Raw genomic sequence first — 12,316 nt, forward strand, 5'->3', positions numbered from 1 at the left:
TCATGCACAGCCAAATGTTAAAAGGTGTACTAGAAGGTTGCATTCTATATATCATTTCACAAGAAGAAGTGTACGGATATGAACTAAGTACAAAATTAAATAAACACGGCTTTACATTCGTAAGTGAAGGAAGCATCTATCCTTTATTGTTACGCATGCAAAAAGAGAAACTTATTGAAGGAACATTAAAAGCTTCCTCACTCGGTCCAAAACGAAAATATTATCACGTAACCGATAAAGGATTAGAACAGCTTGAAGAATTTAAAAAAAGTTGGGGAATGGTTTCAACGACGGTAAACAACTTATTACAGGGGAGTGATGGGGATGAAGGCGAAAGATTTAATCGAATTAAATAATCAAAAGCGTAAATTATTAAATGCAGAAAATGAAACCACCTATAGTGACATGTTAATATACATCCGCCTAGCTAAAGTGCCAGAGTACCAAGCAGAAGAACTGCTAATTGAAATTCTTGATCACCTTATTGAAGCTCAACAAAAAGAAAAAAGTGTTTATGATATTTTTGGTGACGACTTACAGGCGTACTGTGACGAGCTAATTGCTGCTCTACCGAAGCAAAGTTTATGGGAACAATTATCGATTCCTTTATTTATAACTAGTTACTTGTTAGCAATATACTTTGCTATTTCTTCCGTAATTGCATTGGTATTTCCCTTATTTTCAAATGAAGCACGTTTTAAATTTGTACACATTGATTTCATTTATCTGCTCGTATTTATCTTGTCCGTACATCTTATGATACGTTTTGTTTTCGATTTTATTAACACTGATTTATTTAAAAACACAACAACTATTTGGAGGCATATAGGAAGTTTTTTAATACGCCATAGCCTATGGATACTATTAATTGGTATTTCCTTTTTATTTATAAAAAAGCCCTATACTACTTTGCAAATTTCACCTTGGATTGGCGCTTTACTTGCCATCTCTTGCTATGCACTATATAAACTTTTCTTCAAAAAAGAATACTTAGAATTTAAAAAGGAGTAACGAGGTTATGACCGAAAAAGAAATGGTTAAGTTAAACAATGAAAAAAGAAAATTATTAACACCTGAAAACGAAGCTGCTTATGGTGATATGCTTATTTATTTACGCTTTACTAGCGTTCCGCAAAAGCAAATGGAAGAATTGCTTTTAGAAATATTGGATCATCTTTTAGAAGCGCAAGAAGATGGTAAAAATGCACATGATATTTTCGGAGAAGATTTAAAAGCTTACTGCGACGAATTGATTAACTCTTCAGAGCATCAAAATTCTTTCCAACAAGCTACCGTTATTGGATTTGCAGTTAGTTTATTATTAGCTATTCAAATTGGATACGATACATTTACTACTCTTATGCAAAAACTATTTACAGATACAAACACTTCAGAAATTCCACTTAGTATTCCTGGAACAATATTATCTGCTATCGTTTTAACAATCGGTGCTTTCATAACTTTTTCGTTATTTAGACGTTTTTCTTTTACAATACTGGTTTCCTGGAAACAAAAAGCACTCCTCTTATTATCAGTGTTTATACCTTTTATCTTATCAGTTTTTTCAAACGTATTTTTTAAAACACAACCATACTTATTTTATAATTTGTCTATTTGGCAAGGTGCTCTTGTTACACTTTCTTTTTATATTCTGTACAAATTTTTATATAAAACATCTAAATTTTAACAGCCTTTCAAACGGCTGTTTTTCTTCTGTCTAATTTTACAAATTGAAAAATTTCATAAAGAAAATAAGAAAAATGCAAAATAATTAAAGTTAATTGTTGACGTGATGCTTTTATTATCGGTATCATAAATCTTCGTGAGCAATTATTTTTCGTTATACGATTTTTTTATTATTATTGAATTTTTGAGAGGAGAAATTTGATGTCAGTTAAGAAGAAAACGCAAGTACGCACCGGCAAAATGGTACGTGAACTAATGTTAGCAGACGAAGATGTAAATGCTTCGCTAATTATGGTATATAGTGAAAACGGTGTAAACGCAGAAATTAAAATCGAGGGCTTAACGCCAAAATGTAACGAAGAATTATTTTTGAGCGGAAACGTGGATTGGAACAAGAGTGTTATTTATAAAATTGTTGATTTCACTGGGAACGCTGAGGTTGGTAAAGTTACATTAACAGCGATGAACAAAAATAATGTTTCTCTAGAAGTTGAACGCGTTATGTGGAGCAAAGAAAATAAAGAAGCTGCTGAGCAAGAAGAAACAGTTGTAGAAGCTACTCCGAAAAAAGAAGTAGTTGTAGAAGCTCCAAAAGCAGTTACACCTGCTCCAAAGCCTATTACGCGAGTAGAAACACCTGCTGCACCTAAACCTACTCCGGTACCAACGCCGAAGTCAGTAAGTGTTGAAGCAGCTATAGAACTATCTACTCCAGCACCTGTGAAAAAAGCAGTACCTACTCCAGTTACAAAGCAAGAGACAGCACCGGTTACTCCTACAAAACCGAAGCAACCTGCTTTGACTGAAACAAATACAAAACTACAAGAAAATTATGTTAAACTTGTGAAAAAGACAATTGAAGTTTGTCAAGATTACGAGCTTGGCATCGACATAGATGATTCTATTGAAGGATTAAAAAAAGAACTACAAAGCCAAGGTATTAGCGTTACATTCGACAAAGAAATTATGGACGTTGTAAATCGCCTTCGTTCTTTACAAGATAAAGGAATCAAAGTAGAAAAAGTACTTAATTTACTATAAAAATAAGGAGATGGCGGTCGCCATCTCCTTATTTTTTATAATTCCATTCATTACTTTCATACTTCTCTTTTGCTAAAGTTTGAACTTCATGAAGCTGTTCTTCTGTTAGTTCATACGGCACAAGCTCTATATCTAAACCTTTTTCAAATCCAGTTTCAAACGCTTTAATTAACTGTTCAATCGTAAATGTACGGTCTGTTAATTCATTAATCGCTACCGCTTTAGAAGAAAACATGTTTTTCATACGCTCTTTTACTCGCTCATTTGGGAATAAAAATAGGTCGTATAACTCATCTAAATCTATTTCTAACGGAATAGAACCGTGTTGTAAGATAACACCTTTTTGACGTGTTTGAGCACTACCCGCGATTTTTCTTCCTTCAACTACAATTTCATACCAAGATGGTGCATCAAAACATACTCCTGAACGCGGATTTTTTAAATTCTCACGATCCGCTTCTGTTTTCGGAACTGCATAATACGCTTCTAATCCTAATGCCTTAAAACCGTCCAATAAGCCTTGCGAAATAATTCGATATGCTTCTGTAACTGTTTTTGGCATATTCGGATGATCTTCAGACACAATAACACTGTACGTTAATTCTTTGTCATGTAGTACACCCCTGCCGCCTGTTTGACGACGAACGAATCCATATTTCTTTTCGTTAACTACATCCATATTTATATCTTTTTCAACACGCTGGAAATACCCGACTGTTAATGTTGGTACTTCCCATTCATAAAAACGAATTGTTGGTGACATTTTCTTTGCACTTTGCCAATTTAATAAACATTCATCTAACGCCATATTAAATGCTGGTGAACATTGACCAGAGTTAATATAACACCATTTTTCTTTTCCCATCCTGCACCTCATATAACCAATTATTTTTCACATTCTCTAGTCTACCAAATTCGACAAAATTTGTGAAAGAATACGAAATTTCTTCTTATATACAAATGAATCTGTTGCATAAATACATATGGGCATTATAATATTGAAAGTAGGATAAGAAAAAAGGGAGCGATAGAATCGTGTCAACAAACTTGATTATTATACTAGCCGCAATTGCAGCATTCATCGGCTACACTGTATGGATGTATTTCTATCAGAAAAAATTAATTAAAACACTTTCAGAAGATGAATTTCGCGCTGGCTACCGTAAAGCACAGCTTATCGATATTCGCGAAGCGGATGAATTTAACGCGGGACATATTTTAGGTGCGCGTAACATTCCATTATCACAAATTCGCCTTCGCCACAAAGAACTCCGCCAAGATCAACCGGTTTATTTATATTGCCAAAGCGGATTCCGTACAGGTCGTGCAGCTCAATACTTAAAAAAACAAGGCTACACAGATTTCTACCAATTAAAAGGTGGATTTAAATCTTGGTCAGGAAAAATTAAAAAGAAATAATATACAAAAAACTAGCTGCACGATACAGCTAGTTTTTTCATTCCATATTGTTCGCAATGTACAGCAGATTTTGTTTAATCACATCTTCAGCTTTCTCATCTACATTACGATATAATAGCTGATATTCAATCCCCTTCTCTTTCCATATAAGCGTAGCAAATTCGTCCCCTCGCTCGTAATCATCCTTATTTTTAAAATAAGCAGGTGCTCCATTATTCAATTTCATTTGTTCTTGAAATCGATTCTCTTCTACGAGGTATGGAAAACTGTAAGAAAAGTTGGCCACTGTTAATTCTATATAATCGTGCCTTCCTTTCTCTTGTTGCTTATATTTAATCGTTAAGACAGCATTCTTCTTTCCCATCGTTCTTACCTCTCCCTTCACATCACTCGTAATGTCATAAGGTAAAAACGTTGGAACTTTAAACTTTGCCGGAAAATATTTTGGAAGTTCCTTTAGGGGAATCGGATCAGTAACACGGTCCTTAGCCCCTCCTGTTGTTCCTACAAATGTTTTTTCTTCTTGCATCGTTTGCTGAAATGAACATGAGCTAAGTATTACACTAGAAAACACGAAACAAATGATTCCTTTTTTCAATTTGTTTCCGCCCTTTCATACCGCTCTCTTAACGAGCGAAGCGTTTATACTCTCTTCTATTCGCTTCGTTATCAAACGCCTCCTCCGAAAACTTTCCACGTTATTCTCACACATTTTGACAAAAATTCTTTGCAGACATACAAAAAAGACCTCGCTATTCTTACGCCCAAATAAAAAGGTTACGCGAATAACAGAAGCCATGCTTATAACATAGATTGTGAAAAGCTTTTCAGGTCAAGATTTTTTTCATTCTTATTATTTTCCCCTTATAATTAAGGAAAGAGGTGATACATATGGCCAATATAAAACAAATTGCAAAAACTTCTGGTGTATCTATATCAACTGTTTCTCGTGTCCTTAATAATCATCCTTACGTAAAAGAGGAAAAACGTAAGCGTGTTTTAGATGCAATTGAAGAATTGAACTATGCAAAAAATATAAATGCTATCCATTTAATAAAGGGTAAAACATATACAATTGGCGTTATGCTACCTTTTATTAATCTTCCGTACTTTAGCACGATCATTGAAGGAATCGGAAACGAAGCGTTAGCAGCTGGATATCATATTAATTTATGCCAAACGAATTACGATAGTATTGAAGAAATTCACGTTCTTGAAATGATGAAAATGAAGCAATTTGACGGGATGATTATTTGCTCTCGCACGAGTTCATGGGAACAAATTGAACCGTTCGCAAAATTTGCCCCTATTATTTCATGTGAAAAAATGAAACATCCCCTCATTTCATCTGTCTATGTAGATCATTACGAAGGATTCCGCCTTGGTACTTCCTATTTACTCAGTAAAGGTCATGAAAAAATCGGCATTTGTTTAGCAAGAAAAACAAGTGCTAATTCAATCGATCGTGAAAAAGCTTTCGCCGATACTCTTCGTCAAGAAGGAAAAACAGTGCACCCTGATTGGGTTTTTCATCAATGTTATACGATGCAGGACGGGGCAAAAATACTTCATCGTATTTTAAACATGAAAAATCGTCCAACCGCTATTTTCACAGCGAACGATCAAGTAGCTGCTGGTTTATTAACAGAGGCAAAAAAACATGGCATTCGCATACCTGAAGACCTCGCTATCCTGGGATTTGATAACCATGAAATTTCAAAAGCATTAGAAATTACAACTATTGAGCATCCCGGGCTCACAATGGGATCACGTGCTTTTTCTTTATTTCATAAACAGATACAAAACGAACACATTATTGGAAACTCAGAAGAACTTTCATTCCATTTAATTGAGCGAAAAACAGTCTAGAAAAGAGTGCCAACCATAGCACTCTTTTTTCAGTTCTTCACCTATTGACTTTATATTTTTTATCTCATATAATGAACCTAACGAACGGTAGGTAGGGGATGAAAATGACAGCAAACCGCATTAAAGCTGTAGCACTTTCTCATTTCGCGCGCTACGGCTACGAAGGAACTTCATTAGCAAATATTGCTCAAGAAGTTGGGATTAAAAAACCATCGATTTACGCACACTTTAAAGGAAAAGAAGAGCTATATTTTACATGCTTAGAATCCGCTCTTCAAAAAGATTTACAAAGCTTCACTGACGATATCGAAAATTTTTCAAAATCGTCTACTGAAGAATTGCTAGTAAATCTGTTAAAAGGCTATGCAAAACGATTTGGTGAAAGTGAAGAATCAATGTTTTGGTTACGAACTTCTTATTTTCCGCCGGATGCATTTCGCGAACAAATTATTGATAAAGCGAATGTACACATTGAAAATGTCGGAAAACTTTTATTCCCTGTGTTTAAAAGAGCAAGCGAACAAGATGAACTGCATAACATTGAAGTAAAAGACGCTTTGGAGGCTTTTTTATGCTTACTTGACGGCCTTATGGTTGAACTACTATACGCAGGTTTAAATCGTTTTGAGACACGTTTAGAAGCTTCTTGGAAAGTATTTTGGCGCGGACTTTCAAACTGACGGATTGCTCCTTTGCAATGCGTCGTTTTTAAGCCCTTTACCTAACGACTGGTAGGAAGGAGAAATGACATATGGCATGGATTTATGTAATCATAGCTGGTATTATTGAAATCTTTTGGGTTATTGGACTTAAAAAAGCGGAGGCACCACTTGAGTGGGCTGGTGTTGCTCTATTAATTACAATTAGTTTCGTCTTATTATTTAGAGCATATAAAGATTTACCTGTCGGCACTGTATACGCAGTCTTTACAGGAATTGGAGCTGGTGGAATCGTTCTTACAGAGATTTTCATCTTCGGAGAACCTTTCTCTATCGTAAAAGTATTATTAATCGGTTTAATCTTCTTCGGAGTAATTGGTTTAAAACGAGTAACAGAAGAAAAAGAAGCGAAGGAGGCCGCATAAAATGGCTTGGGTATTTTTAATTCTAGCTGGTATTTGTGAAATTGTTGGTGTACTCTTTATGAAAGTAGCCACTGAAAAGAAAGGCTGGGCACCAAAAGTAATTTTAATCGCTAACTTTGGCGTAAGCTTCTTCTTCTTATCTCTTGCAATGAACACATTACCGATGGGAACTGCTTACGCAATTTGGACTGGAATCGGAACTGCCGGAAGTGCACTTCTCGGTATTCTTATTTTCCGTGAATCAGCGGATTGGCGCCGCCTTGCCTTCTTAAGCTGCATTCTGTGCGGCGCTGTTGGCTTAAAATTATTAGGCTAACGTGAGGTGAATGTCATGTGGAAAGAAAAAGGAAAACAAATGTTAGCATGGATTACACTCGGGATCGTCATTCTATTACAAATAAGTTTTCATATAATAGACTGGTTGTTTCATAGAGTAATATCCATTCTTACATTCCTTCCTAACATGGCACTTGAAATTGCATCTATCGTTTGGTCAATTATTGCCTCCATTGCAATCATCATTATATGGAGTATTACCAAACTATGGAATAAGTTATTTAAAAAGGACAGTTCTTCTGACAAGAAGTAACTGTCCTTTTTTATATTCATTCATATTTTCTATAGAAATTTGATACGATAAGACAAAGCAGACCAACTATGACAACACTCATACCAATCCCTTTATGCAAACTAGGGAATAGCGGTGGTATATCCGAATAAAAATTTGCTAATATGAGACCAATTGAGCATAAAAGTACCCCTATTCTATACAACCATTTTCTTTTTTTCATCATTCTCCCTCCTAAAATTTTCATACCCTCCTTTCTTTTGGACATACTACCTAAAAAAGGAGTGGATCCTATGCAAAATTCTATACATAAGCAGATCCTATTTTTATTTTTTCTCTTTCTCATTCTCATCATCGTTTTCAGCTTTATATTACATACTCCGAAAGATTTGCCGAATAGCGTTTCTGTTTATAAACTGCTGCTTTCATATTGTCATTATTGAAGAAGGTGCCTTTCATGAGGCACCTTTTAAAATTCTCTTTTTTCATATACTTTTACTGAAACGAAGACAGATGCTATGAACATGCATATTGAACCCCCGAATAATAAGCTATTATATAATTGAATTTGTTCCAGGTTGATTTGAAAGAACGTCTCTAAAATAACAATCGGTGCTATAAATATGAATATCGTAATAAAAACAGTTTTTTTATACCCTAGCCAAAATGATATCGGTAAAACAAAGCTTAAATATACTAAAATAAAGCTAATACTAGCAACCACTGTCGTTTCAATAAATTCAAATACATTAGCTCCATTCTTCATTCCCATCGTGAAACAACCAATCGTTACGCTTATGAAAAGAATAATAATTGCTACTATATACTTTGCAAATACAATTTCTTTTTTCAATATTGGTAAACTATTTAATATAACTTCACTCTCATTTTTACTATCCTCATTAAATGTTTTAACGGTTGCCATAACTGTAAAAATGACTGACATAATTATGAATAAATTTTTCGTATCGGTTAAAGCCATATAAAAGAAAATAGGATACAGTATGTACCAAATTAAAAATTTCCATTGGACGATGAAATCTTTTAAAATTAGTTGTTTCAAAGCTATTCTTCCCCCTCACAAATCACGCTCATTATACAAATTAATTGAGAGTAACATAGACATGATATATAAAAGAAGCAGCCCTGCTATAAAACAAATATTTATGAATATACTAGTGTTCCAAGCATTTTCTACACCTAACCATACGTTACTTACAATCAGTCCACTTAAATACCCAAATGCAATTCCGATAAAAGGAGCAATTTGTTTGGCACTGCTATACCCTACTGAAAATTCAATCGGAAGTACGATTATGCTATAAACAAAGCCACCTGTTATTCCTCCAAGAATCGCTCCCCATAGCATAAATACAGTTGTATTTTCGTTTTGCAACTGTATTAAACTAACAGTAAATGGGAAAACTCCACCTAAAGCAACTAAAATACTTACAAATATGTATTTTGCTATGACAATTTCTTTACGCTGAAACGGTAAACTATTTATTATCATTTCACTTTTATTTTTATCCTCATAACTCATTGACAGCATCATGCCAAGAATAGGTATAAACATGCTAAATGTCATCAGAAAACTATCACTACGAAAATCAACAATGACAAGGAAAAGCAAACATATTAGGTAAACAAACCCTAACTTTCTTTGCAACATCATATCTTTTAAGACTAGTTGCTTGATCATTTATTACAACTCCCTAGACTCATCCCATAACATCACTTATTAGTTTTTATATTAGACAAGTTATAAGTATTAAAGCTCCTTCTTTTTAAAACTTACAATCGATAAAAACATTGAGGCGAAATAACTTAAACACGCTCCTAGACTTAAAATACTAATAACTAATAGCACATCTGAAGATCGGAAAAACATTAGCATAAGCCTTTCCTCAGCAAATATATTGCACATAAATCCTAACAAACCTATTATAGGAAAAAGCATAATCGCTCCAAGAATAGTAACCGTTTGTTTATCCACACTATATTTTATGGGAAGAATCATAACAGCATAAAGAACAGAAAAGAAAATAGCTATAAATAGTGCATACCACGGAATGTTTGTATTTTCTCTTAATACAGATACAGGTAGCACAAAGAAAACAAATGTAACGATTAGACTAACTCCAATAAAAAATACTGTCGATATGTATTTCGCAATGACAATATCTTTCCTAGTAAAAGGTAGACTTACTAATATTTTTTCCGTACTATTTTTCTCTTCATTTGATAAAGAGATTGAAATCATCAAAAGACAGATAGCAAAACAAACAAACGCCAACTGAAATGGTTCTATAGACTGTTGTAACACCCCATAAATAGGCAGGATTAAATAGATGGGAAATATTTTTCTTTGCAAGAAAAACTCCTTCAAAATCAACTGTTGCATATGAATTCTCCTCTCTATAAATCACGTGCTCCGTAAATTTTAATTGTAAGAAACATAGAGGCGATATATATACTAGCTAGTGTAATTAATCCAACTATAAATATGCCAAGATGTAATGGATTCATAATCCACTCAATGAATGAAGGTGCTGTTTCATTCAGCCCATCACTAATAAATATCCAAAGTATTCCCCCCACTCCTATTGATGCTGCTGATACTATACTTCTTACTACCTTCGATTTTGTACCATAATAACTAGGGAAAAAGGTGACAACCAAAAATACGGCGTAAACAACCCCATTTACTACTCCATACCATGGAACTTCAATGTATAGATTAGGATGATATGCACCGATATCACCAATAACAGCGATACCTCTTATAAGAAAAGCAGCCAACATAGTGGAGAACATACCACCTACAATAAATATTGCACTGGAAATATATCTAGCAATTATGATATCCTTTTTACTTAACGGTAAACTATTAATAATAATGTCACTTGTATTTCGTTCATCTATTACGACTAATATCGTAACTGAGGAAAGAGTTATAAATAAACAACTCATAGGAAACAGCATTCCATCACCATGTTCAAATAAAAAGAATATAAAAGGTATAGTAAGATACACTAACCATATCCCCCGAAAAAAGAACAAATCTTTATATACGAGCTGACGCATTGGCACCTCTCCCTTTCGCAGTGTAAACGATGATATCATCCAAGGTCGGTTTTTCTAATATTACTTCTTGCCCAAACCAATCGATAATTGCTTGTTTATCCTCTGCTAAACCTTCAAAGCCAAATTTATTTTTTCGTAATCCAACAAATAGTTCTTTTCCTTCTCGATCTAATAAATCATTGTTTCCCTTTACGATTACGTAATTCTCCATTAATTCATCTTTCTCACCAGTAAATATAATTTCTCCATCGTTGATGAACGTAATATAATCCGCGATGCGCTCTAAGTCTGTTGTAATGTGTGTGGAAAATAATACAGATACTTCATCTTCCATTACAATCTCTTGCAGCATATCAAGTAATTCACTTCGAACAACTGGGTCTAATCCTGCTGTCGGTTCATCCATAATGATAAACTCCGCGTGATGTGAAAGTGCAATGGCAATCGCAAATTTCATTTTCATCCCTTTGGATAACTCTTTAATCTTTTTATACGTTGGAACTTGTAATCTCTGCATATACGATTGATACTGCTTTTCGTCCCACTTTTTATATAACGGTGCAATAATACGCTTCATTTGTTCACACGTTAAATCTTCGTAATAATGATTTTCATCATATACAAAACCGATATTTTGTTTTATTTCCTTTTCGGCTTTCTTATTGTCCTTGCCAAAAACTTTTATATCGCCGCTATCTTTTCTAATTAAATTCATAATCATTTTGATTGTCGTACTTTTCCCGGCTCCATTTGGTCCAACAAATCCCATAATATATCCTCGTGGTAATGTAAAACTTACATTTTTCACTGAGAAATCTTGATAACTTTTACAAACGTTTTTTAGCTCTAACATCCCTTATTCCCCCTCATATAAACACGCAATCATCTGCTGTAAATCTTCAAGTGAAAGCTGCAACGCTTTACTTTCATTCACAATCTCTTCCGCTTTACTTTCCAATAAACGAAGCCTTTGTTCTTTTAGTAGTTCATTATTTTTACGTGAAACATAAGTCCCTTTCCCAGCAACAGTTTCTATATATCCTTCTTTTTCAAGCTCCTCGTACGCACGCTTCGTTGTAATTACACTAATCTGTAATTCCTTCGCTAAGCTACGAATAGACGGTAATTGGTCTCCACCCTTTAAACCACCATTTAAAATAAGCTGGCTTAATTGTTTTCTTATTTGCACATAAATAGGGTCTTGGGAAGAATTCGAAATAATAATATTCATGTTTTCCTCCAGTGTGTGTATATACTGTATATACCTTGTATACACAGTATATACACAACATCCTATTTTTGGCAAGAAAAAAAGACCAACATTTTCCTGTTGGTCTTTCGTATATGTATCACTTTTCAAAGCGATCTAACATTTCGTCTCTCATTCCGAAACTAACAACCGCAATTCCTACATACATAAAAAGAAGGAATGCTGGATGAACTGTATTGTACCAGCTGCTATCAACAATTAAATAAATCGTTAACGCCACAACAAGAACAAACGCTAAAATAAACATATAAAAGTGTCGTGTATTACCCATGATAAACTCCTCTCTTCTCTC

Annotated in this window: 20 protein-coding genes; 10 read left to right on the forward strand and 10 right to left on the reverse strand. The window is 34.2% G+C overall.

The genetic code is table 11. The features are described from left to right. Positions 1–2: 2 nt before the first annotated feature. From ABH960_RS12005 to ABH960_RS12020, 4 genes are all read left to right on the forward strand, one after another. On the forward strand, positions 3–356 hold the full coding sequence (locus ABH960_RS12005; RefSeq protein WP_404445338.1) for a PadR family transcriptional regulator: 354 nt from the start codon (positions 3–5) through the stop codon (positions 354–356). Then, the gene (locus ABH960_RS12010; RefSeq protein ID WP_404445341.1) at positions 325–1,011 is read left to right on the forward strand and encodes a DUF1129 domain-containing protein; all 687 of its coding nucleotides are present in this window, start codon (positions 325–327) and stop codon (positions 1,009–1,011) included. The genes ABH960_RS12005 and ABH960_RS12010 overlap by 32 nt, the downstream gene beginning before the upstream one ends. A 7-nt stretch (positions 1,012–1,018) precedes the next feature. Then, positions 1,019–1,687: a DUF1048 domain-containing protein gene (locus ABH960_RS12015; protein WP_372488340.1), complete on the forward strand. Its 669-nt coding sequence runs from the start codon at positions 1,019–1,021 to the stop codon at positions 1,685–1,687. A gap of 200 nt (positions 1,688–1,887) precedes the next feature. Continuing rightward, a complete protein-coding gene (locus ABH960_RS12020) occupies positions 1,888–2,727 on the forward strand; it encodes a hypothetical protein (RefSeq protein ID WP_002138306.1) in 840 nt (279 codons plus the stop codon). 28 nt (positions 2,728–2,755) lie between these two features. On the opposite strand, the gene ABH960_RS12025 is transcribed toward ABH960_RS12020, so the two are convergent. Continuing rightward, positions 2,756–3,592, reverse strand: a complete 837-nt coding sequence (locus tag ABH960_RS12025) for a lipoate--protein ligase family protein (protein WP_002015039.1) — start codon at positions 3,590–3,592, stop codon at positions 2,756–2,758. A 170-nt stretch (positions 3,593–3,762) separates the two neighbouring features. Between ABH960_RS12025 and ABH960_RS12030 the strand changes: the two genes are divergently transcribed. Continuing rightward, positions 3,763–4,146, forward strand: coding sequence for a rhodanese-like domain-containing protein (locus ABH960_RS12030; protein WP_002015038.1), 384 nt, complete (start codon positions 3,763–3,765; stop codon positions 4,144–4,146). A 37-nt stretch (positions 4,147–4,183) separates the two neighbouring features. Here the strand turns inward: ABH960_RS12030 and ABH960_RS12035 are convergent, their stop codons facing one another. Further along, complete coding sequence (locus tag ABH960_RS12035; protein WP_002129065.1) at positions 4,184–4,720, reverse strand: hypothetical protein; 537 nt, start codon at positions 4,718–4,720, stop codon at positions 4,184–4,186. A 317-nt stretch (positions 4,721–5,037) separates the two neighbouring features. On the opposite strand from ABH960_RS12035, the gene ABH960_RS12040 reads away from it, so the two are divergent. From ABH960_RS12040 to ABH960_RS12060, 5 genes are all read left to right on the forward strand, one after another. Continuing rightward, positions 5,038–6,015 carry a LacI family DNA-binding transcriptional regulator gene (locus tag ABH960_RS12040; protein ID WP_404445345.1) on the forward strand — a complete coding sequence of 326 codons (978 nt, stop codon included), beginning with the start codon at positions 5,038–5,040 and terminating at the stop codon, positions 6,013–6,015. Between the two features lie 98 nt (positions 6,016–6,113). After that, on the forward strand, positions 6,114–6,695 hold the full coding sequence (locus tag ABH960_RS12045) for a TetR/AcrR family transcriptional regulator (RefSeq protein WP_002034003.1): 582 nt from the start codon (positions 6,114–6,116) through the stop codon (positions 6,693–6,695). A 71-nt stretch (positions 6,696–6,766) separates the two neighbouring features. Beyond that, positions 6,767–7,099, forward strand: a complete 333-nt coding sequence (locus ABH960_RS12050; protein ID WP_000312339.1) for a DMT family transporter — start codon at positions 6,767–6,769, stop codon at positions 7,097–7,099. Between the two features lies 1 nt (position 7,100). Continuing rightward, positions 7,101–7,415 carry a DMT family transporter gene (locus tag ABH960_RS12055; protein ID WP_002015033.1) on the forward strand — a complete coding sequence of 105 codons (315 nt, stop codon included), beginning with the start codon at positions 7,101–7,103 and terminating at the stop codon, positions 7,413–7,415. 15 nt (positions 7,416–7,430) lie between these two features. After that, positions 7,431–7,688 (forward strand): DUF3975 family protein, encoded by a 258-nt coding sequence (locus ABH960_RS12060; RefSeq protein ID WP_404445350.1) that lies wholly within the window; start codon positions 7,431–7,433, stop codon positions 7,686–7,688. 16 nt (positions 7,689–7,704) lie between these two features. Here the strand turns inward: ABH960_RS12060 and ABH960_RS12065 are convergent, their stop codons facing one another. From ABH960_RS12065 to ABH960_RS12100, 8 genes are all read right to left on the reverse strand, one after another. Further along, positions 7,705–7,890, reverse strand: a complete 186-nt coding sequence (locus tag ABH960_RS12065) for a hypothetical protein (RefSeq protein WP_404445353.1) — start codon at positions 7,888–7,890, stop codon at positions 7,705–7,707. Between the two features lie 246 nt (positions 7,891–8,136). After that, entirely contained in the window at positions 8,137–8,730 is a 594-nt protein-coding gene (locus ABH960_RS12070) for an ABC-2 transporter permease (protein ID WP_078180999.1), read from the reverse strand. Positions 8,731–8,745: 15 nt separating this feature from the next. Next, positions 8,746–9,369: an ABC-2 transporter permease gene (locus ABH960_RS12075; RefSeq protein WP_404445356.1), complete on the reverse strand. Its 624-nt coding sequence runs from the start codon at positions 9,367–9,369 to the stop codon at positions 8,746–8,748. A gap of 69 nt (positions 9,370–9,438) precedes the next feature. Beyond that, positions 9,439–10,071 carry an ABC-2 transporter permease gene (locus tag ABH960_RS12080; RefSeq protein WP_404445359.1) on the reverse strand — a complete coding sequence of 211 codons (633 nt, stop codon included), beginning with the start codon at positions 10,069–10,071 and terminating at the stop codon, positions 9,439–9,441. 14 nt (positions 10,072–10,085) lie between these two features. Next, entirely contained in the window at positions 10,086–10,754 is a 669-nt protein-coding gene (locus tag ABH960_RS12085) for an ABC-2 transporter permease (RefSeq protein WP_404445362.1), read from the reverse strand. Continuing rightward, positions 10,735–11,607 (reverse strand): ABC transporter ATP-binding protein, encoded by an 873-nt coding sequence (locus tag ABH960_RS12090; protein WP_404445365.1) that lies wholly within the window; start codon positions 11,605–11,607, stop codon positions 10,735–10,737. Before ABH960_RS12090 ends, ABH960_RS12085 begins: the two co-directional genes overlap by 20 nt. Before the next feature lie 3 nt (positions 11,608–11,610). Further along, a complete protein-coding gene (locus ABH960_RS12095; RefSeq protein WP_001021351.1) occupies positions 11,611–11,985 on the reverse strand; it encodes a GntR family transcriptional regulator in 375 nt (124 codons plus the stop codon). Positions 11,986–12,103: 118 nt separating this feature from the next. Further along, positions 12,104–12,295: a hypothetical protein gene (locus ABH960_RS12100; RefSeq protein WP_002088608.1), complete on the reverse strand. Its 192-nt coding sequence runs from the start codon at positions 12,293–12,295 to the stop codon at positions 12,104–12,106. Positions 12,296–12,316: the final 21 nt, after the last annotated feature.

The organism is Bacillus sp. RC252 (assembly GCF_044909215.1).
GTDB classification, from domain to species: Bacteria; Bacillota; Bacilli; order Bacillales; family Bacillaceae_G; genus Bacillus_A; species Bacillus_A mycoides.